We start from the raw sequence: 20,436 nt of genomic DNA, 5'->3' as shown, positions 1-20,436 counted from the left end.
CTGCCTCGTTGGGTGGTCGTCGGCTTCGTCGTAGCGTTTCTCCTGACCGCTTGCGGGCTGCCCGGGGGAGGAGCCGTACGACGGGTGGACGACGACACGGTGCCGTACCGGCTACTCGAAACCGATGCCCCCCCGCCGAGCGCGTCCGGTGGCGTTGATGACCTCGGTCGCGCGCCGGTCGTGTACTGGCTCGACAACGATCGTCTGGTCCCGGAGGCGACCACTGGCTCCTGCTCGCAGCCGCCCGAAGTCCTTGTTGACGAGCTGCTGGTCTCGCTGGCGGCGGGGCCCCCGGACGAGGCTCGGGCGTCCGGGAGGTCCTCGGCGATCCCTTCAGATACGCGGCTGGCCGTCGTCGGGGTCGAAGACGGCACCGTTTCGGTTGACATCGATGACGGGACGGCCATCAGCGCGGAGCGCCTGCCGGCCGCGATCGGTCAGGTGGTGCTCACCCTCGCTTCGGCGCCGGGTATCGAGTCAGTCCTCCTCGTGAGCGGCGGTCAGCCCGTCCAGGTGCCGCTCCCCGGCGGTGCCCTCACAGCCCAGCCGGTCACCGCAGAGGACTACGTCGAGCTCCTGCCCGAGCGCTTCCGCGGGTCGGGCCGTCCAGGATGCTCGCGGTCGTGAACCCATCGGTCGGCTAGCTCAGCGCGTGTCGAGCACCATCCAGTGCACCGGTGCGGGCGCATCGCTGCTGATGCCCCAGTCGTCGGCAAGCTCGTCAAGGATGGCGGCCGCCCGCTCGATCTCACCCCGGGCTAGGGAGGGGTCGCGGGAGCACGGGGGATCGCTGCTCGAGCACCCGTGCCAGCGCACTTCAAGACGGATCCGGTCCAGGTCGAGCCACCGGATCAGAAGGGTGAGCCCACGGGGTCCGAAGCGCAGTCCGTGCTCGGTCGCCGTCAGGGCCAGCGTCGCGAGGCGCTCGACGATCGGTCCGCGCAAGGCTCTGTCCTGCGCCCATCGCCTCGTCAAGGCTTCTGCACTTAGCTCGATGGCGGGACCGCAGACCAGGTCGATGCGCGTGACGCCGAGCGTGGGTTCGCCGGTACGGCTTGTTGGTGAAGGGCTCGGGATCCGCTGCGCTCTCATCGTCGCACCTCCCGAAACGCGGGTGTGGGGTTCAGCTGAGTGCTTCGGGACGGGACCCCTTCGACGTCGAGCAGGCCCAGGAGCCCGACCCGCCGCAGGGTGTCCAGGCTGCGACGTGAGGAGCCTCGCAGCAGGACCTCGACCCCGCGCGCCGAGCACCGTCGCTTGACCCACAGGAGGGCGGCAATGGTCGTGGAGGACACCTGCCCGATCGCCGACATGTCCACCACGACGACGCGAGGCCCGGTCTCCAGGGCCGCGTCGAGGCGGGCGTGGAGGTTGTCGAACGTGTGCGCCAGCCCGGCTTCGCGAAGCAGCAATACCGGTTTCACGGCAATCGCGTCAGACGTTCCTGGCTCCGGCGCCAGCGCAAGGTGCCGACGGTCTGATGGCCTCATGGTGCGCACGTTTCCAGGCCTCTGTGACCGATGCAGTGACGGCAACATTGCAGCCTCATGACGAACCCTCGACGACCTGCGAGCAGTACCGGCGAACACCTTGTCCTGGGTCGCGGGCCATGTCTGGATGGAATTGGCCGCCGGAGATCCCGAGGCCGATGTTCCACCAAGGAGGCGAGTGCACCAGTGCTCACGATCACTCCCAAGGCCCTCACCGTCATGCGCCGCGTGACGGCTCACCCCACCCTGAAGCCCACGTCCGGACTGCGCATCGGACGTCGCGCCAAGCGCAGCGCACCTCTGGAGGTACGTGCGGTTGAGGAGCCGCGTCCCGGGGACGCGGTGCTCGAGGAAAGTGGCGCCCGGCTCTACCTCGGACCGGACGCGGCTCGGCGGGTGGAGGGCGGAGAGCTGGACGCGATCACCGACCCGGCTGGTCGGGTGCACTTCGTCCTGCGAGCGACGCCGTGAAGGCGGGGATGCTGGACACGGCACGTGCCGTGCGCCGACAAGCGGTTCTCGACCGAGCGCGAGCCGTCGCCGTACGCGTCGAACGTCGCCGCCGAGTAGCGCAGCAGGTGCGGCGGGCCTGCTGAGCAAGACCGCGACAACCTCACCAGTACTTCAGGAAGGACCCCCATGACACAGACACACGAGATCGGCCTGGTCTACCTCGCCGCCAGCGACCTCGAGCTCGCTCACGCTGCTGACGACGTACGAGGGCTGCCCGTGGTGACGCACGTCGGACACCGCCTCGGCGAGGTCGAAGACCTGGTCATCGACCCCGTCGAGCGCCGTGCCCGCCTTCTGTCGGTGGTCTCCGGAGGCATCCTGGGCCTCGGCGTCACCGAGCGCCTCGTCCCGGTCGAGGCGATCACCCGGGTGGACGATCGTGTACACGTCGATCGCGGGCACCCAGCCGGCGATGGGGAAGGACGGCACCGGGCCGACCCGCCGGGCCTCGCCGAGGAGGGCTACCGGCCCGAGCTCGTCGACCCACCGCCCTTTGCGGAGGTCTACGAGCGCTACGGCGTCATGCCCTTCTGGACCGCCGGTTACGTTGCACCGTACTTCCTGCGGCGCTGATCGGATGGGTCCGAGGCTGACGAGGCTGCGGCCCGGCGTCTGGGTGGCGGCCGTCGGCAATACTGTCCATCCGTGCGAACCGGAGCGCTGGACGAGGGTCAGGGTGCAGCGCGTCAGGCCCTGCCGTGACAGCCGTAGCACTGGCCTTCGGTGTCGCCCTGCTCCTGGCCGTGCTCACGTCGGCGCTGGCCGACCGCAGCCCGCTCTCGTCCAGCCTGGTGTTCCTCGCGGTCGGCGTGTTCGTCGGACCGCTGGTCCTGAAAGTGGTCTCCACCGACGCCCTCACCGTCGAACGAGCCGCGGAGCTGGCTCTCTACTCGATCCTGTTCACCGATGGCCAGCACGCGCCGTGGCGCGTGATTCGCCGGGCATGGCAGGCGCCCGCTCTCGCGTTGGGCATCGGGATGCCGCTGACGTTCGTGGCAGTGGCTCTTCTCGCGCATGGAGTGGTCGGACTGTCCTGGCCGGCCGCGTTGGTGGTCGGTGCCGTGCTGGCACCGACGGACCCCGTGTTCGCCTCGGCTCTGGTCGGGCGCGACGAGGTGCCTCATCGTGTGCGCTCGCTGCTGAACGTCGAGAGTGGCCTCAACGACGGTCTGGCACTGCCGGCGGTGCTCCTGCTCGCCGGACTCGCCGGGGGGTCCCCGGAGGATTGGAGCACCCACCCAGGAGTCCTGCTCCTCGAGCTGGCCGTCGGGGTGGCTCTCGGGGTGGCTCTGCCGCTGGTCGTCGGGGCCGTGCTTCGTGTCCCCGGTGTCGAGGCCGTGGAGCGCCTGCGCCCGCTCGGCCCGGTGGCCGTGGCTATCTTGTTGTTCGGCGTCTGCTCCCTGGTGCACGCCAACCAGTTCATCGCCGCGTTCGTCGCCGGCTCGGTGGTGGCCAGTCTCAGTCCGCAGGCATCGGAGTCGTTTCGGCACACTGGCGAGCTGCTCAGCGAGCTCACCAAGGGCGTCGCCCTCCTGGCGTTCGCCACCCTGCTCGACGGCCACGTGTTCGGCTTGGCGGGAGTGGGCGGACTCGTCTTCGCGGTCCTCGTCATCGTGCTGGCCAGGCCCATCCCGGTGCTGATCTCGCTGCTTCCCCACCGCCGGCTGACCCGCCGTGAGCGCGCAGCCGTCGCATGGTTCGGACCCAAAGGCTTCGCCAGCGTGGCCTACGCCGTCATCGTGCTCTCCAGCGGCATGGACGACGCGGAAGCGGTCTTCGGCCTGGTGGCCGTCACCGTGCTGCTCTCCGTCCTGGCGCACAGCAGCTCGGACGTCGCGATCGCCCGCTGGCTGGCACAGTACGACGACGCCGGCGAGCCGATCGAGCGTCCAGCCGGGCCCCTCGACACCACAGCGTGAGATTCAGCCCGGCATCCGCCCACCACACGCCACTCCAAGAAAGTTCTTCATGTCTGCCGTTCGTGCCCTCGGGGCCACCTCCCTGTCCATGCTCGCCTGCCTCATGTTCATCACGGGGCCATGCTCGACTGCGGCCGCTGCCGAACCCGGTCCCAGCACGTCGCTTCGTGCGAGCGACTCCCAGCGTGTCCGCCTGGTGGCACTGCCACAGATCGTCCAGCACGGTCGCCGGGTAGCCAGGCCCAACGCCGCGAAGGCGGCCTTCACCGCCACCGTCAAGCCCATCGCCGTCGGGCGGATCGTACGGCTTCAGGTGCTACGCGGCTCCTCGTGGCGGACGGTGGACACGGTCCGCCAGGACGCCGACGGCCGTATCGATTTCGGCGCCCGGGCGAGCAAGAACGACCAGGCGTTGCGCTACCGGGTCGTGGCGGGCCGGTTCCGGAGCCTTCCGGCGGTCAAGAGCCGGCCGGTCAGCACCGCGCGGTGGCTCAAGCCGACCTGGACCGACCAGTTCGGAGGCAGGTCCCTGTCGCCGGCCTGGTCCCATCGTGGACAGACGTACCAGCCGGCGAGCCTCCGCAGGTGCTCCAAGGGGAGCGCCAAGGCTGTGCGCGTCGGCGGCGGCGCCGTGCGGCTCCGCGTCATGCGGGACCCCAGCAGGGCGACGAAGTGCCCGGCGCTCAAGAACGGGCAGATCGCCGGCAGGTACGCCTACCGCCTCAACGGACACATCGGCACCGACCAGTCGTTCTCCTTCAGGTACGGCTTCGCCGCGGCGCGCATCAAGTTCCCACGCCTGCGGGGCCAGCACGGCAGCTTCTGGATGCAGCCGATCGGCGGGATGTACCCGGGCGGCACGGGCCACGAGATCGACGTCACCGAGTTCTTCGGGGGGACCCACAAGCGGAGTGGCCTCTTCAGCTACATCCACCGGTACGAGGCGGGCCACATCGTCAAGACCGGAGCGAACATCTCCGACAGGTTCCTCCATGGGCCCGGCGACGGCTGGGGGAAGAGCTTCCACGTCTTCTCCGTGCAGTGGACACCACGAAGGCTGATCTTCCGCATCGACGGCCGCGAGACCTGGCGGGTCGGTGGCCGCATCTCCCGGGTCCCCCAGTACCTCATCCTCAGCCTGCTCTCCTCCGACTACGAGCTCCCCGAGATCGAGGACCGACAGCTCCCCCAGCACATGGCCGTCGACTGGGTGCGCGTCTGGGAGACCGGCCGCTGAACCTGAGGCAGTCGGTTCCCGACGTCTGCGGCCCTTCGTTGTCGCTGCTCAGGGCCGCCCGGCGAAGGCGAGCGGCTACTTTCGACAGATGGCCGACGACTTGCCGGAAACCCTCCTCGACATCGAGCGGAGCGAGTGGGATTGCCTAGGTCACGGCAGCGGCCCCGTGGGTGTGGTACCGGGTCGAGGACGTGAGATTCATCCGGGCCGGACCCGCGACGACGATCCTGGTCTACCGGGGCAATGGCAGCCGCGACGGTGAGGGTGACCTGCCGAGCATCAACGCCATGATGGCGAGCGCGGACCACCTCGTTGACGGGCATGGGCGCCTCGCCGTGTACGAGCAGACCATGGCGGCGTGACGAGCAGCCTTGGCAGACACCGTCCCCGAGTCTCGTCCTCGCGTTGACAGATCGAGAAGGATGCGGGAGCAGACATGACCAGCTACCAACGGCACCTGCGCACAGTCGTGGCGGCCAGCGCGGCGCCGTACGGCTACACCCTGACGCTGTGGACAGCCGGCGCGGTGACCACTCATGCGCACGGGTCGCCTTCGGCTGCGGATGCGGTGCTCCTCCTCACCGGCGCTGTCACTGCCTTCGCCGCCGTCGGGGCCTTCGCGTTCGGGGGGATCAACGGCGTGCTCGCCCCCGAGACTGCCGGAGAGGTGCGCGTCTGGGGCGGCGTGCACCTGCCCTCGGTGGGGACGAGCATCGGTCTGGTCTGGCTCGCCAACCATCTGCTCAGTGGCTCGGTGGTGTGGCCGGCCGTGGGGTTCATCGGCACGGGGACCTACCTGCTCACGATCGGCGTTCAGTTCTGGCTGGCAACGCACCGAGGAGAGGCGCCAGACCCCGAACCGCCAGACGGTCGCGCCAACGAGAGGGAAGCTGCCTGAGTGCTGGGAGGGAGCCGGACGGCTCGAGTGCGGGTCCCGTCGACGGCCGTACCAAGGGCTGCGTGGACCATCTGGGGCGGAATCGCGTCTCGTCGTCGTGTGCCACAACAAGGCCACCCATGGCCCGTGTGCGCCATTGCGTCGCCGTGGTGGCACTCCTAGACTCGCGTCCGGTCCGCTTGGGAGGGCTGAGGGGGGACGCATCGAGCCGCCTTCAGTGCGCTGACAGGTGGGGCTTTCATGTCCGGTCACGTGTTCTCTCTCGGCCGCAGCCTCGACCAGTTCCGGGCGCGCAAGGCGGGTCGTCGGCCCCATGCTCCTCGGTGGCGAGGAACAGTCCTCCTGGCTTTGGCCCTGGCCGTGATGTTCCTGCGCCCGGTCGGCTTCGCAGGACAGGCGACCGGCAGTCCTGCGGACGGATATCTCGACGACGTCCCGGACACCACTCCCTCGAGCCTGGGGGACATCGACCTGACCAGCCTGCAGTACGCCGACCCCACCGAGGGCGTCGACGTCGTGCAGCCCCCGGTCGCGGGTCCTGACGGGTCGGCGAGTGCCGCCCTGCCGCTCAGTGTCCCGGCCGGGCGGGGCGGCGTGCAGCCGGACCTGGCGCTGACCTACAACTCCGGCGGCGGCAACGGTTGGGTGGGCGTCGGGTGGGACGTCTCGGCCGGTGCGATCACCCTGGACACGGAGTTCGGTGCACCTCGCTACCTCACCGACCAGGAGTCGGAGACCTACGAGCTCGATGGTGACCGCCTGTACCCGAACGCGATCCGGACCGACCTCGCGCCACGCGTGGGTGACGTCAAGGCCGACTTCGTGCGCACGGTCGACGACGAGCGCGAGCTGATCGCGCGCTACGGCAGCAGTCCCGGCGAGTACTGCTGGAAGGTCAGCGACAAGGACGGCAACACCCGCTACTACGGGGGCACGCCCAACGATGCGGGCACCTGCGACCGCGACGCGTCCGCCATCGTCGCGACCGTCGGGGACCCAGGGGTGGACGGCGGAGGCAACGGAGAGTTCTTCTGGGGGCTGACCTGGGTCGAGGACATCAGCGGCAACGTCACGCGCTACTACTACGACAAGCAGACGGGCGTCTCCTTCGGTGAGAAGTCCGAGTCCGGGGGAGACCCGACCGGGGTCTCGATGTACCTCCGCTCGATCGAGTACACCGGCTTCCACTTCGTCGACGCCGACAACCCCGACGAGCCGGCGTACCGCGTCACCTTCCTGCGGGATGGCGACGTCAGCGGCACCACGCGCCGCAAGGACTTCGGCGTCGACGCCAGCGGCGGTCGGCCGCTGGTGGTCAAGGACCTCCTGCGCCGGATCAAGGTCGAGTACCTCAGCCCCGAGCACTACGACAGCGGGGCGGCGCCGCGGCTGGTCAAGGGCTGGAACCTGACCTACAACCAGAGCGGACCCTACGACAAGTCGCTGCTGACCAAGGTGACGGAGTTCGGCAGCGACGGCGCCGACGGACCGTCGCACGTCTTCCAGTGGTACGACGACGTGCACGACGCAAACGGCGCCTACCAGGGCTTCGGCCCCACGGAACAGTGGGGCAGGTCCTCGACCGCCAGCGCCAACAGTCATGTCAACATCGATGCGCGCAGCGCCCTGGGCAGCTCCTACCGCGGCGGCGCTGACGGCGGCGCCTACATCGGTTTCAACCCCGTGATCCCGAGCAAGATCGGCTCCTTCGGCGGATCGTTCAACATCGCCGGGGGACAGTCGGTCACCGACAGCACCCTGGTCGACCTCAACGGAGACGGCCTGCCCGACCGGGTGTGGGCTGAGAACGGCTCCATCAAGTACCGGCCCAACCTGCACCGGCCAGGAGGGTCGCCCAACGCCAGCGACGGGTCGTGGTTCGGCGAGACCAAGTCGATCACCGGCATCGACTCCCTCGGCCGGTCCAGCGACCTCCGCATCGACCTGCACTTCGAGGCCTACCCGGTCGTCGCCATCCACGTCGGTGGCGGCTTCGGCTTCTCCTTCGGCCAGGAGTACTTCACCGACGTCAACGGCGACGGCAGGGTCGATTTCATCAAGGGCGACCGCTCGGTCTGGTACAACGTGCTCGACTCCTCCGGCACCCCGAAGTTCGTGAACAGCGAGGCCATCGACCCCATCGCCGCCCGGCTCGAGGTGCCGCTCGACGACTTCGTCTCGTCCCTGGCCGACGACATGCCGGCCGACCTCACCCAGCTGCTGGAGGACTCGAGCCCGCGGATCGACACGGTGCGCCGGTGGGTCGCGCCGTTCACCGGAACCATCCACATCATCGGGCCGGTCGCCCTCGTGGACCCTGCTCACTACAACGGTGACGGGGCCCAGGTGAGCATCGAGCACGACGAGACCAAGATGTGGTCGACCGTCCTGGACGCCGGTGCCGCCTCGGCCAACCCGAACACCTCGTTCCACGTCGATGCCGGCGACCAGGTGTGGTTCCGCGTCCACGTGATCACGACGGCCGTTGGCGACCACGTGACCTGGGACCCCACTGTCACCTACTCGGACGCCGGCACGTCGTCCTGGTCCACTGACGCGCAGGGGCGCAGCCAGTCGGTCTACCGGGCCTCCACCGACTTCACGACGTTCGGCCGCACCGGTGCCCGCACGAGCCTGACCGACCCGGGCCAGACCAAGGTCACGGTGACTCTCACGCCGGGCGCTGCCTTGTCCGACGACGTCCAGGTCCTGCTGGTCAAGGGCCGCGGCCGCGGAGCCGGTACGACGGCCACGCTCACGACGCTTCCCCAGCACACCACGACGGCGGTGACCGGATCCACGACATTGACGGTCACCGCACCGTCGACCAACCCGGGGGACAAGCCGAACGACACTTCCGACGACTTCGAGGAGAGCGACTGGATCGAGGTGCACGTCATCAGCGACTCGCCGATCGATCCCACGTTCCTCGGGGTCGAGATCGCGCTCCAGGACCTCGACCCCACCGCTCCCGAGCTGCAGCTGAACAGCACCGACCAGTCGACCGTGGACGACCTCGGCGTGCCGCTGGACATCCCCGTGGTCCCCGACGTCCGGGTCTTCGGCCGTTCCACCCTGACCTCGGCGTACGTCCCGTGGACGGCACCCAAGACGGGCAAGGCCAAGCTCCACGTCGTCCTGAACGGCGCCGGGCTCACGCCGTCGTTCAGCACCAGGGACGGCGAGGAAGCTCGATCGAGCGACATGGCCATCACGGTCAAGAGCCCGACTCTCGGACTAGTCGCCAAGAAGACCTTCGTGGCGACCGAGAAGGACACCACGCCCCTGTCCAAGCGTCAGTTCGACGAGGACCAGACCCTGACGTTCGACGTCACGGAGGGCACCACCTACTGGCTCGACGTCAGCGCGGCCGACCCGTCGGTCGGCGCTCGGCTGGCCTCGCAAAACGCGCTGAGCAGCACGATCCACGTGACCTACCGGACGCAGGACGACGACGGCAACGACGTCGACGCCGACACCGCGGACGTCGCGTCGGGCGCGCCGCTGAACTGGCCCGACATCGACGGGGTGTTCCCATCGGCCAACCGGGGCTGGGGCTACGCCGGCTACAACGCCGACGGCGACGGCGCCAAGGGCGGCGACCCGCTCGTCGAGTCGCAGTTCGACGTCAAGCAGGACTTCGCCTCCTACGACGAGGACACGGAGATTCCCGACTCGCCAACGCCCGGTGAAGCGCGCGGTGACCACCTCTCCGCCGGCGACTTCGACGAGGTCTTCCCCTTCGTGCCGTGGGTGTCCTCGGGCAGCGACGTCGCGGACCGGTGGCGCTCCGGGCCGAAGGACACCATCTTCGGTGAAGCCGGCGACATGCAGGCCGACCGCCTCGGCGAGGACATCACCGTGCCCAAGGCGGCGAGCGCCTCCCAGGGCCGGCGTGCCCCCCTGATGACCTCGATCGACGGCGACTTCAACATCATGGTCGGCCTGGTCGCGAACTTCACCGCCGCGGCAGGCGGCGGTCGCGAGATCACGGAGTTCGAGGACTACAACGGCGACGGCCTGCCCGACATCCGTTCCGGCACGAAGATCGACGTCACCGGCCCGCGCGGCGCCCTGGCTGGGCGAGTCGACATCGGCGAGGACTCGTTCGACACCTCGCTCGCCCTCGGCGGCGGACTGAGCGGGTCGGCGATCGCGATCAGCCCCAAGTCCAAGAGCGGTCCCAGCAAGGGCGGTGGGAAGGCCGCCCCGACCAGCAAGAAGACCTCGCGCGGGATGAATGTCGGGCTCGGCTTCGATCTCGCCGCGGAATGGACCAACCCGATCGCTGACGGCGAGGCCCAATCCTCGACCAGCGGTCACGGCGACAAGAACACCGTCACCTCCGACCTCACCGACTCTCGCGAGGGCCTGACACCTGTGGCCGGTGCGAGCGGCACGATCTTCGAGCGCGCATTGGAGGACATGAACGGCGACGGCCTGCCGGACCGCGTCGACACTTATACCTCAGGCGAGATCTGGGTCAGCCTCAACCTCGGCTACCGGTTCGCCAACAAGGCTGTCCAGTGGTCCACCGGGCGTCTCTCCTACGAGAAGAGCGTGACCGGCAACCTGTCGGCAGGCTTCCAGTTCGACGCCTACGAGTTCGCGGGCGGCATCGCCTACTCCGAGTCGGCGGGCTACGGCCTGTTCGGGTGGGAGGACATCGACGGCGACGGAGTGCCGGACCGGACGAACAAGGTACGCGGTGGCGCCGAGGGCGATCCGCGCACCGTCTTCGGGTCCGCCGACGGCATGGGCCGCACCGAGGTCGACTACGGCAACTACTTCCACGGTGACGTGCGCGTGGACGCCAACAAGGAGGACACGACCCTCGCCGACGACAACGGCAACATGAATGGCGTTAGTCTCCCGGGCGGGCAGACCTCCGTGTCCCGCTCGACCGCCCTCACCGGGGGTGTCGACTTCAGCATCTACATCGGCCCGATCTGCCTGGTGGCGTGCTACATCGTGATCAACCCCGGCGTTCACGGCGGCTACACCCGGTCCACCGACCAGGTGCAGCTGACCGACGTCAACGGCGACGGCTATCCCGACTCGGTGCGCAGCACCAGTGACAACGACCTCCAGGTGCGGCTCAACCAGCACGGCCGGACCAACCTGCTGAAGTCGGTGACCAACCCGCTCGGTGGGCAGTTCCGCCTCGACTACGAGCGGACCGGCAACACCACGACCAACCCCGAGTCGATGTGGGTCATGAAGAGCGTGGAAATGGAGGACGGACGCTCCGGTGACGGTGTCGATGTGCAGAAGTCGATGTTCGACTACTCCGGTGCTGTCTTCGACCCGGCCCTGCGCGAGGAGCTCGGCTTCAGCACGGTGACCGAGGAGCAGCTCGGCGCCGACGGCAGCACCCTGCGTTCATTCGAGCGCACCTACCGCAACGCCAACCCGTTCGACGAGGGCCTGCTCGTTCGCGAGACCACCAAGGACGCCGCCGGCACCCTCGTCCAGGACCGGCGCTACACCTACGTGCTCCTCGACGCCGACCCTCGCAGCAGCGAGTTCGGCTCCGTGGTGGATCCGACCAGTCTCCCCGCCGTGCGCGACTCGAACCGGTTCGACCTGCTCGACCGCGCGATGGACCCCGTGCTGACGCGCGACGACCTGCGCGGCCGCGACGCCAACGGAAATGAGCAACAACAGCTCACCGACTACACCTATGACAACTTCGGCAACGTCACCGGCGTTCACGACGGCAACGAGTCCGAGACCACCGGCGACGACACATTCACCACGCTCACGTATCCCAGCTGTGCGCCACGCAAGGGCGACCGTGTCCTCGGCGGGGACGAGAGCTGGGTGTCAGTGCCCCAGACCGTCACGGTCTTCGGCAACGACCAGCCTTCTGGCGAGGTCATGCAACGCCGCGACGGCGGGCCCGACCTCTGTGTCAACGCTGCCCCCGTGCGCCTGGCCGAGCTCGTCTCCCCGGCCTCGCAGAACGACTGCCACGAGGACTTGTACGCGATCACGGAGATGACGTTCGACGCCCACGGCAACGTCAACTCCGTGCTCAGCCCCGACAGCGAACGGCCGGCCTGCAACGACTTCCCGGCCTCCCACGTCGAGTCCAACGACCTCACCTTCGACGGTTGCACCTCGCTCGACCCAGACGCCGACGCACGGCACTACTGCGTCGACTACGTCTTCGACGCGCACCGGTTCACCGACATCGGCCAGGTGACCGACAACCACGGCGTCGAGTCCAGGGCCACCTACGACCCGTTGACCGGGCGGCTGGCCACCCGCACGGACGAGAACGGTCAGGTCACGTCCTACACGTACGATGCCCTCGGCCGTACGAAATCCGTTGCGGCGCCGCGTGAGCACGCGGCCGGGCGCGCGACGATCACCTTCGACCACGGCCCGTTCGACGCCACGCTCAACCCGAGTGGCCCGCACGTATGGGCCGCCGCACACCAGTACGACAAGTTCCACCCGGCCAACACGATCGACACCGTCACCTTCGTCGACGGCATGGGCCGAGTCGTGCAGCACAAACGCGATGCCGAGGTCGCCGGTATCGCCGGTGAAGCCCGCATCGTCGAGGGAGCCGTCGAGTACGACGCCCTCGGTCATGCCGTCAAGGAGTGGTACCCGACGGTGGAGACGGTCGCCGGACACGCGCTGTCGACGTACAACACCAACACCTCGGAGTCCGGCCTCGCCCAAGCCGGCGTGCCTATCACCGCTCCATTCGTGCGGTCCTTCGACGCGCTCGACCGACCCACCAGGCAGGTACTCCCCGACGGTTCCCAGGAGACCCAGAGCTACGACTACGCGGTCATCCCGGACCCAACCCACGTCTACTCCACCGACCCGTTGAGGCTGCTGCACCGCACGAGCACCGACCCTCTCGGAAAGAAGACCGAGGAGTGGTCGGACGTCGGGGGCGCGGTCTACCTCCGCAAGGAGACGCCCGTCGCACCCAACAACCCGGACGGCACTGCCGGCCCGCTGGCCACCCTGCCCTCGGCGTCCACCGTGATCGCGCCGCCGAGGATCAAGGCGTCGACGGGCACCCCCGGCCCGATCAGCACCAACTACGAGTACGACCGGCTCGGGCGCCTGACCGCCGTGGTCGACTCCGCCGGGGCCCGGACCACCCACACCTACGACCCCATCGACAACGACATCGCCGTCGACACACCCGACGGCGGACTGGTCGGGCGCATCTTCGCGCCCGCCGGCAACCTGCTGACCGAGAAGCGGGCCCGTGGGACCACCGCGACGTACCTCTGGGATCGCGACCGCATGCTCGGGACCACGTACTCCGACACCACCCCGTCGGTGAGCTATGAGTACGGCGACGCCGGCGCCACCGAGAACGGCGTCGGTCGGGTGACCGAGGTCTCCGACGGCTCTATGACCCGTACCTACGGCTACGACGTGGACGGCAACGTCGAGCGGGAGACCGCTACGCAGAACGCTGACCCGTTCGGCAAGGGGACGGTCGACACGCCGGCCACGTGGACGACTCGCTGGAGCTACGACAGCCTGACGCGGCTGGACACGCTGACCTACCCCAACGGCGAGGTGCTCCAGCACGGTTACGACCTCGGCGGGCGACCGACGAGCTTGGTCTCGCACACGCCTCAGACCGATCTGTACGACCAGTACGGGAACGTCGTCCACCGACCCGACCTCGTCCTGCACTACGTCGACGCCGTGGGATACGACCAGTTCGGAACCGCCGTGGAGATGATGGACGGCAACGGCGTCAGGACGAAGTACCGCTACGAGCCGACCAGGCGCTTCCTCGCCGGGATCCAGACCGACTCCACCGTCAAGCAGCAGTACGACGGCACGACGTCGACCGCCCGCCCGCTGCAACGGCTGCAGTACACCTACGACAAGGCGGGCAACGTCCGCGACGCCGTGAACCGGCTCTACGACAACGGGTCCGCGACCAAGGTGACCTCCCTGGGACCGGTCCCGGAGAACGGCGTGCCCGGCCCATCGCAGCAGGACTACACCTACGACGGGTTCTACCGCCTGACCGGTGGTCAGGGCACCTATGTCGACCGGCAGCAGAACCGCGACTTCAGCCTGGTCACCGACTATGCCCCGAACGGCAACCTCTTGGGGAAGACGCAGTCGACCACGACGACCGGCACGACCGGGAAGGGTGGCAAGACCTCAACCGCAGCCGGCACGCTCGCCCCGTCGGGGCTTGTTCTCGCCGCTGCCACCACCACCGGAAAGGGCGGGGGCGGCACCGGCGGTGGCACCGCCCTGCTCACCTGTGACGCCGCCTCCGGATCCGGCGGAGGAGCCGACAACCAGGACCTGCACAACACCTACTCCCAGTCCGCGGCCGACGTGCAGTACGCCAAGGACGAGAACGGGAAGACCATCCATCAGCTCGCCAAGAGAGGGGCGCGCACCTACACCTACGACCTCACCGGCAACCTCACCGGCTGGCGCGAGCCCTGCTCCGGAGGCTCCGGGGAGGTCTCACGGAACCTGACCTGGGACGCCGAGAACCGCGTCACCCGGATCCAGGAGGGCACCAACAACGACACGGAGTACCGCTACAACGCCGAGGGTGACCGCACCCTGGAGTGGGGCGCGGGTGGCCACCTGTGGTTCGTCAACGACCACTGGAACACCGCCAACGACGGACACCGCTACGCCAACGTCTACCTCGGCGAGCGAATGGTGGCGATCCACCGGACCGACCCGGACAAGGTCCAGCCGCCGACTCCGACCTGCGCCGACACCACGACCACGCTGTGCACGTGCCCCAGCGACGGCGCGTGTGTGGTCGCGACCCCTGCGGCCTGCCCCACCAGCAAGCTCTACGACCCGTCGACGCGCACCTGCCAGCCGCGCCCGGCGGTCACGATCAAGTACCTCCACCAGGACCTGCAGGGCAGTCTGCGGGTCGCGACCGACGAGGTCGGCAAGGTGTTCCAGTACGTCGACTACCTTCCGACCGGCCAACCCTGGGTGCTCGGTCAGAGCTCGACCAAGGACACGCCGTACCTCTTCGCCGGCGGGTGGACGGACAAGAGCTACGAGCTGGTCAACTTCGGGCAGCGCTGGTTCTCGCCCCGCGAGCAACAGTTCTACAGTCCCGAGCCGTTGCTGACCGAGGACCCCATGGCAGCGGTCGACGATCCCTCACTGCTGTCGGCCTACACGTACGCCGCAGCGAACCCACTGCGCTACGTCGATCCGACCGGTGGCGCACCACGCGCGGCGTTCGACTTCGGCGACGACTTCTCCAAGCACCAGCGCGGTACGTTCACCATCTCCGAGGAGAGTCGGGCGGCACGCGTCGCCCCGGCGATCACCTTCGGTGGTCGCAACGACGGGACGACGCAGAAGCGGATCGAGGGCTGGGACGACGCCAACAGCAAGGTCTCGGACTTCACCACCGCGCTGAAGATCGAGCAGAGTGACGACGGCTCCTGGAAGGTGAAGTTCTTCGGCCTGGGCAAGAAGGACGCCAAGAGCCCGGCTCCGGACCCCAAGGCTGGCAGCTCAGGCGACGACGACGCCACGACGGCACCGCAGGCGCCGGATGTACAGGGGGCCCAGCCGCCTCAGGCCGCTCCGGTGACGGCTGCCCAACCCGCCGTCTCGTCTTCCTCGCAGCCCGGGTCCGCCGACGGCCAGGCCGCCGTACCCGCACCGCAGGCATCCGGAGGTGGTGGCGCCGGCGCCGACGACAACCCGGCGCCACCGCCCCAGGCGCCGCCCAAGCCCCTAGCGGCGGCGCCCTCCGCGGCAGGACCGGACAAGGAGTGACGCGCGCGCGCCGACCAGACCCCGAGTGACCCCGACACCCGCGGAGGGGCTCCACGCCGCGAGGGCCAGGTCACGGTCCGCCGGCGGGCCGAGACGATGTCGCCGGGATCGGGGACGGCCCCGGCAGGCGTGCGGCTGAGACGTCGCCTCTGCCGGGGCACCCGGAGAGCCATAGGTCAGTCCTCCGCATGCCCCATCGGCCCCGTGCACTGAGCCCTTGGCCTCTGTCCGACCGTTCGGGTCGAGAGCAGGGTGAAGGTAGGCCCTCGCGGATGAGCGGCGCGGGCGCGCACCACGGCGGCCGGGCCAGAGAAGGGTCAAGGCTCGACGGGATCTGCCCGAGAGCACGTGGAGAGGGGTTCGCGATGGCCAGCTCGCACAGGGTCCATGGTTCTCCGGCTGGGACTCTGGACCTCCCACGCAGAACGCCCTCCACCCCGACGTTGCACGACATCTACTTCTCCATCATCGAGATCGCGACCACTGTCGCCATCACGTGGTACGCCGCCCGGCGCTGGACCCAGGACCTCTGATGCAACCTCTTCGCAGGATCTCCAGGGTGGCCGGAGTGCTGTTCATCATCGCGACGATCACCTCACTCACGGGGGACGCACTCATCCCGTCCATGGGCGGCGCCGGCTACTTGTCGGAGGTAGCCCAGCACTCCACCCGGACCGCCGTGGCGCTCTTGTTCAGCATCGTGGCGGCCGGCTGCAGCGTCGGCATCGCGGTCGCCCTGTACCCGGTGCTCAAGCCGCACCATCCCGGACTGGCGATCGGCTCCGTCGTCTTCAGGACCATCGAGGGCGTCTTCTACGTGGCCGGGGTCGTCGCCCTCCTGTCCGTTCTCAGCATGGCTCGAGACCTCCCGCCGACGTCAGGCTCAGGCGGCACGCTCGACCAAGCCGTCGCCGACTCACTGGTGGTCACGCACGACCGCGCCGCGGTCGTGGCGGTCATGGCCTTCGTAGTCGGTGGACTCCTGTACTACATCGCGTTCTACCGCTCGCGCCTCGTGCCTCGATGGATCTCCGGCTGGGGCATCGCCGCCATGCCGGTGATGCTGGTCGCCTGTCTCTTCGCGATCTTCAACGACCAACCGGTGACCCACTACGTCCTCCTCGCCGCTCCTATCGGCGTTCAGGAGTTCGTTCTCGCAGCCTGGCTGATCGTGAGAGGAATCCGGACGACAGCGACCCTTCCGTCGTCTCCGCCGGCTCGTCTACCGGACCTCCCGAGGGCGGCCACGAAGTAGGCATCGCGGCATCGAGATCTGAGAGCCGGTCCGATCGGGGTCCCGCTGGCCCGCTGCCGTCGGATCATGCGTGGACGAGCACGACGTGGCGGCGGCTACGTCGAGCAACGGCGCCAGATGTGCTTCCGAGAATGATCTCTCCGAGGCGCGTCCGGTTCCTGGCTCCGAGGATGATCAGCTCGGCATCAAGGGCCTCTGCCTCAGCGAGGATCGTATGGACGATCTTGTCGCGCCGCGCGTTGCGAGTGACACAGCTGCAAGCGACACCGGCGGTACGCAGCCTGTCAGCGGCTAGCTGCGAGCATGCTCGCGCTTGACGTTGGGTCTCCAGGTAGTAGCAGCCGCCACGTGCCACGTCGTAGATGCGCACGTACAGCAGCCAGACCTCGGAGCCAGCGGTCGCGGCATCCCGCACGACGAAGTCGAGAGCCAACTCCGCCGTCGCGGATCCGCTGTACGGCAGCAGAATGCGCCGACGGGGCCCTCCTCCACCGGGGTCGACGGGTGGACCGAACCATGGCACGTCCGAACGTGCCTGACGCAGCGGCACGGAACCGCGATCATCCAGGCGGCTGAGGTGCCGCGAGACCTCCTCGCACGCCCCGCTGCCCGTGGGCTGAGAAGTACCTCGAACCATGTGCGCGCCTCGTCGAATCCGATCCCGACCAGACTTCCCGGCGCGCCAGACCCACGGCAACACCGATGGCCCCTCATCAGAACCCTTGCAGTGACCACGCAAGGGATGCCCGATAGTTCCTCGACACGCCCGCAGAGCCGCCAGCAGGTCGTGCGACCGCGGGCCCGCTCCTGGTGTGAGGTCAGCGAGATGCCGGTCGGTCTTCACCAGCTTCGCCGATGTCACCGACGTGCGTCCGGCCGTAGCCTTCTCTTTCGGGGTGCCCGTGCTCACCGAGCGTCAGCGCGAACTCCTCCTCGGGCGAGAGCACCAGTCGGTGCCGGCCCGCGATGGCGAAGTACAGAAGGCCGAGCACGTAGTAGATCGCCACTCCGTAGACGCCGGGACGGTAGGCCTCGTTGAGGAAGACCGCGACCAGCGACACCACGGCGATGACGCCCGCCACTGCCGCGCCGGGGATGCCCAGCGGACTCCGGTAGGGACGTTCGATGTGCGGCAGCCGGCGCCGGAGCAGGATGAACGAGAGGCACTGGAGGGCGTAGGAGATCACCGCCGCGAACACGGCCATGTTGAGGACGGCGGCCACCACGTTGCTCGAGCCACCCGACTCCGTGACCTGCCACTGCAGCCAGACGACGAAGTACCCGACGATGGCACCGGCAATGAGCGCGACGTGCGGGGTCTGACGTGTTCCGTGTGTGATGGACAAGAACCGAGGGAAGTACCCGGCCCGCGACAGCGAGTAGGTGTTGCGCCCGTAGGCGTAGATGATGGTGAAGAAGCTCGCGATCAGCCCGATGAGACCTATCAGGCCGAGCAGCGCAGCGCCCATGTTGTCGCCGAAGATCGCCTTGAAGCCGTCGAAGAGCGGCGTGAGGGACGCGCCGATGCCGTACGAACCGCCGTCAAGTCCCGAGTTGATGAAGAGGGTGAGGATGCTGGCGAGGAGCAGGGTGTGCATCCCCCAGCGCGCGGCCTTCGGCATGTCCCGAGCCGGGTCGACCGACTCTTCCGAGGCCAGCGGCAGCTCTTCGATCGCCAGATAGAACCAAATGGCGAACGGCAGGGACTGGAAGATGCCTTTGACCCCGTGCGGGAGGAATGACCCCTCGCCGTTGGGAACCTGTTCACCGTTGTCTCCGATGTTGAACCAGGCACCGGTGTCGATCTTCCCGCTCAACAGCGCCGCCAGGTAGAAGAAGGCAAGGACGGCGAGCGCGAGCACGGTCACGAAGATGGTCGCCCGCATCGTTGCCTCGATGCCGAGGACGTTGATGGCCACGAAGATCACATAGAACACCAGCCACCAGAACGGCTGGCTGTTCCACCATGGCGAGCCGGAGATGGAGAAGATGTCGACGACGATGCTCTGCATCAGGGCACCCATCGCGGCGACGACGACTGCGGGAGTGATGACGTACTCGATGTTCTCTGCCAGCCCCGTGCTGAACCCTCCCCAAGGCCCCATCGTCGACCGGGCGAATGAATAGGCCCCGCCAGTGTGCGGGAGCGCCGGAGCCATCTCGGCGATGGAGTAGACCAACCCGTAGTACATGACCGCCACCACAGCGGTCGCGATCAACAGACCTCCGAGGCCCCCGGTGGTGAGGCCGGCGTTCCATCCGTAGAAGTCGCCCGAGATGACGGCTCCGACGCCGAGAGCCCAGATCGACCAGAACGCGGCGTGCCGGCGTAGCCGCCGTCGGGCGAAGTACTCCGCTTCGGCCTCGACGTACTTGACCGCGCCGCGGACTGTGTTCCTGGCCATGGGGACCCCCTGCCTCACCAACGGATCGTCGTCGGCTGCGAGGTACGTCTTCCCCGGGAGATCAGGCAACGCTCGCGCCACCCCGTGCGACCTTCATTACAGCGTGGAGTCCGCAAAGTCAACAGGACGGCCCGTCGTACCGGCCTCGTCCCCGACGAGCCGAACGACCCGTGGTGGAAGCTCTCAGCTCGCGAAGACCTCTGAGGCGAATGCAGCGTCTGCCTTGGCGTCGACGGCTAGGTGCCAATGCGCCGTGAGCTTCCCCTCACGCAGGTGGTAGACGTCGGCGTATTGGCCGGTGTGGCTGCGGTCCCCGACCGTGATCGTGCTCTCGTGCAAGATCACGCCGTGATCGTCGTTGGCCAGCACGTCGTGGATCACGACGCTCATCTGCATACCTGACTGCTGGAAGACCTGGCCCAGGAAGGCCATCACCTCGTCACGTCCGCGGTAGACGCCTTCCATGCCGGACGTGGACTCGTACCAGATGATGTCGTCGTCCAGCAGCGCCGCGAAGGCAGCCACGTCTCCCTTGCCCATGGCCTCGTAGGCCGACCTGATGACGGCGGCATTCGGGTGCTCGCTCATCTGATCTTCTCCTCAGTCTCCATCGTGTCGCCGGTCGTCACGACGCAACGAGGATCGCCATCGTCTCGGGGAGGACCGTGTCGTACTTCATCCCTTCGATCAGCTCGTCGGACGGGTTCTGCAGCGCGGCGAAGAGAGCGTCGAGATCTGCGACGTCCATGACCAGTCCGACTCTCGTCCGGTCCTGGGGGTTCACGAACGTCCGGAGGTTGCTGGCGCCCAACGAGGGCAGTAGCTCCTCACGCTTCGGCGATGAGAGCCAGTGGTCGGTGTCGGTGACCTCGTGGGTCACGATGATCGTGGGCATGGTTGCTCCTTGTGAGGTGTGATGGGAGATCACCAGGGCGGGTG

Annotated in this window: 15 protein-coding genes; 9 read left to right on the top strand and 6 right to left on the bottom strand. The window is 68.2% G+C overall.

All coding sequences use genetic code 11. The features are described from left to right. Positions 1 to 84: 84 nt before the first annotated feature. Positions 85 to 627: a GerMN domain-containing protein gene (locus ISU07_RS14835; RefSeq protein ID WP_194707600.1), complete on the top strand. Its 543-nt coding sequence runs from the start codon at positions 85 to 87 to the stop codon at positions 625 to 627. Between the two features lie 18 nt (positions 628 to 645). Here ISU07_RS14835 and ISU07_RS14830 read toward each other — a convergent pair whose 3' ends face one another. Both ISU07_RS14830 and ISU07_RS14825 read right to left on the bottom strand, forming a co-directional pair. Then, the gene (locus tag ISU07_RS14830) at positions 646 to 1,092 is read right to left on the bottom strand and encodes a hypothetical protein (RefSeq protein WP_194707599.1); all 447 of its coding nucleotides are present in this window, start codon (positions 1,090 to 1,092) and stop codon (positions 646 to 648) included. Further along, positions 1,089 to 1,490, bottom strand: coding sequence for an STAS domain-containing protein (locus ISU07_RS14825; RefSeq protein ID WP_228521985.1), 402 nt, complete (start codon positions 1,488 to 1,490; stop codon positions 1,089 to 1,091). The genes ISU07_RS14830 and ISU07_RS14825 overlap by 4 nt, the downstream gene beginning before the upstream one ends. A 186-nt stretch (positions 1,491 to 1,676) precedes the next feature. Here ISU07_RS14825 and ISU07_RS14820 point away from each other — a divergent pair, with 186 nt between their 5' ends. From ISU07_RS14820 to ISU07_RS14785, 8 genes are all read left to right on the top strand, one after another. Next, positions 1,677 to 1,961 carry a Fe-S cluster assembly protein HesB gene (locus ISU07_RS14820; protein ID WP_194707597.1) on the top strand — a complete coding sequence of 95 codons (285 nt, stop codon included), beginning with the start codon at positions 1,677 to 1,679 and terminating at the stop codon, positions 1,959 to 1,961. 168 nt (positions 1,962 to 2,129) lie between these two features. Beyond that, positions 2,130 to 2,576, top strand: a complete 447-nt coding sequence (locus ISU07_RS14815) for a PRC-barrel domain-containing protein (protein ID WP_194707596.1) — start codon at positions 2,130 to 2,132, stop codon at positions 2,574 to 2,576. Positions 2,577 to 2,701: 125 nt separating this feature from the next. Beyond that, a complete protein-coding gene (locus ISU07_RS14810) occupies positions 2,702 to 3,922 on the top strand; it encodes a cation:proton antiporter (RefSeq protein ID WP_194707595.1) in 1,221 nt (406 codons plus the stop codon). A gap of 196 nt (positions 3,923 to 4,118) precedes the next feature. After that, a complete protein-coding gene (locus ISU07_RS14805; RefSeq protein ID WP_194707594.1) occupies positions 4,119 to 5,159 on the top strand; it encodes a family 16 glycosylhydrolase in 1,041 nt (346 codons plus the stop codon). A 191-nt stretch (positions 5,160 to 5,350) separates the two neighbouring features. Next, positions 5,351 to 5,521 (top strand): hypothetical protein, encoded by a 171-nt coding sequence (locus tag ISU07_RS14800; RefSeq protein WP_194707593.1) that lies wholly within the window; start codon positions 5,351 to 5,353, stop codon positions 5,519 to 5,521. 74 nt (positions 5,522 to 5,595) lie between these two features. Further along, positions 5,596 to 6,057: a hypothetical protein gene (locus tag ISU07_RS14795; RefSeq protein WP_194707592.1), complete on the top strand. Its 462-nt coding sequence runs from the start codon at positions 5,596 to 5,598 to the stop codon at positions 6,055 to 6,057. A gap of 348 nt (positions 6,058 to 6,405) precedes the next feature. Continuing rightward, complete coding sequence (locus tag ISU07_RS24850; RefSeq protein ID WP_194707591.1) at positions 6,406 to 15,837, top strand: SpvB/TcaC N-terminal domain-containing protein; 9,432 nt, start codon at positions 6,406 to 6,408, stop codon at positions 15,835 to 15,837. 559 nt (positions 15,838 to 16,396) lie between these two features. Beyond that, a complete protein-coding gene (locus tag ISU07_RS14785) occupies positions 16,397 to 17,092 on the top strand; it encodes a DUF4386 domain-containing protein (protein ID WP_194707590.1) in 696 nt (231 codons plus the stop codon). Between the two features lie 64 nt (positions 17,093 to 17,156). On the opposite strand, the gene ISU07_RS14780 is transcribed toward ISU07_RS14785, so the two are convergent. The 4 genes from ISU07_RS14780 to ISU07_RS14765 form a co-directional block, all read right to left on the bottom strand. Then, positions 17,157 to 17,642 (bottom strand): universal stress protein, encoded by a 486-nt coding sequence (locus tag ISU07_RS14780; RefSeq protein ID WP_194707589.1) that lies wholly within the window; start codon positions 17,640 to 17,642, stop codon positions 17,157 to 17,159. A 268-nt stretch (positions 17,643 to 17,910) separates the two neighbouring features. After that, a complete protein-coding gene (locus ISU07_RS14775; protein ID WP_194707588.1) occupies positions 17,911 to 19,497 on the bottom strand; it encodes an amino acid permease in 1,587 nt (528 codons plus the stop codon). Positions 19,498 to 19,680: 183 nt separating this feature from the next. Next, the gene (locus ISU07_RS14770; RefSeq protein WP_194707587.1) at positions 19,681 to 20,085 is read right to left on the bottom strand and encodes a nuclear transport factor 2 family protein; all 405 of its coding nucleotides are present in this window, start codon (positions 20,083 to 20,085) and stop codon (positions 19,681 to 19,683) included. A gap of 37 nt (positions 20,086 to 20,122) precedes the next feature. After that, on the bottom strand, positions 20,123 to 20,392 hold the full coding sequence (locus ISU07_RS14765; RefSeq protein ID WP_194707586.1) for a hypothetical protein: 270 nt from the start codon (positions 20,390 to 20,392) through the stop codon (positions 20,123 to 20,125). Between the last annotated feature and the right edge of the window lie 44 nt (positions 20,393 to 20,436).

Origin of the sequence: Nocardioides islandensis (assembly GCF_015352455.1) — a bacterium.
GTDB lineage: Bacteria > Actinomycetota > Actinomycetes > Propionibacteriales > Nocardioidaceae > Nocardioides > Nocardioides islandensis.
This window is presented reverse-complemented; position numbering and strand designations above follow the sequence as displayed.

What these genes read in the sequence shown, in the direction of transcription:
- ISU07_RS14830 (WP_194707599.1), bottom strand. Translation starts at nt 1,092, where the DNA reads ATGAGAGCGCAGCGGATCCCGAGCCCTTCACCAACAAGCCGTACCGGC.
- ISU07_RS14825 (WP_228521985.1), bottom strand. Translation starts at nt 1,490, where the DNA reads ATGAGGCCATCAGACCGTCGGCACCTTGCGCTGGCGCCGGAGCCAGGA.
- ISU07_RS14815 (WP_194707596.1), top strand. Translation starts at nt 2,130, where the DNA reads ATGACACAGACACACGAGATCGGCCTGGTCTACCTCGCCGCCAGCGAC.
- ISU07_RS14795 (WP_194707592.1), top strand. Translation starts at nt 5,596, where the DNA reads ATGACCAGCTACCAACGGCACCTGCGCACAGTCGTGGCGGCCAGCGCG.
- ISU07_RS14775 (WP_194707588.1), bottom strand. Translation starts at nt 19,497, where the DNA reads ATGGCCAGGAACACAGTCCGCGGCGCGGTCAAGTACGTCGAGGCCGAA.
- ISU07_RS14770 (WP_194707587.1), bottom strand. Translation starts at nt 20,085, where the DNA reads ATGAGCGAGCACCCGAATGCCGCCGTCATCAGGTCGGCCTACGAGGCC.
- ISU07_RS14765 (WP_194707586.1), bottom strand. Translation starts at nt 20,392, where the DNA reads ATGCCCACGATCATCGTGACCCACGAGGTCACCGACACCGACCACTGG.